The organism is Vibrio sp. 1078-1, assembly GCF_033340475.1.
In genome coordinates, this window is sequence record NZ_JAWOWM010000644.1 from 1 (window position 1) to 580 (window position 580).

The 580-nt window shown below is 44.3% G+C and carries 1 protein-coding gene and 1 pseudogene; both read right to left on the minus strand.

Translation table 11 applies throughout. The features are described from left to right. Positions 1 to 289 (minus strand): annotated as a pseudogene (locus R7190_RS29265) (serine dehydratase subunit alpha family protein); the annotation flags it as partial. A gap of 15 nt (positions 290 to 304) precedes the next feature. Continuing rightward, a partial coding sequence (locus R7190_RS29270; RefSeq protein WP_318138126.1) for a Rid family hydrolase occupies positions 305 to 580 on the minus strand: 276 nt, incomplete at its 5' end.

A 580-nucleotide genomic window follows, 5' to 3' on the forward strand; every position in this document is an offset into this window, starting at 1 on the left:
TATTAATCCGAGCCAACACTTCCAGTTCTGCTGTTGGGTCACCGGCTAATGCACCAACTGAGGCGGCAATTTTGAGGCCTATCTTGCCCGTTCCGGGTACGAAAACACCCATCGAGTTTTTAAATAGGTTGTCTGAAACACGCACCTCTATCGCATCAATATCGGATGTGCCTAACTCTTTTCTAGCAACTGCTGCCGCGTATGCAGCAGCAATGGGTTCTGTACATCCTAATGCAGGTTTCACAACTTGCTTAATGATTTGGATATATTGTGTCCATTGCTGGTTCATGCTCTGTTCTCCGTATTACTTTTTATGAGCAATCGCTTCGACTTCAATTAACACGCCAAGAGGCAAATCTTTCACTGCGAAGCAACTGCGTGCCGGACAATCTTGTTGGAAAAACTCTGCGTAGACCTTGTTAAACTCGGCAAAGTCATTAATATTCGATAGGTAACACGTTGTTTTTAAAACAGTATCGACACTGCCACCACCAGCCTCTAAAACGTGCTTCAAGTTAGTAAGAGATTGATGACTTTGTGCACTGATGCCGCCTTCAACTACTTTTCCTGTTGCCTTATC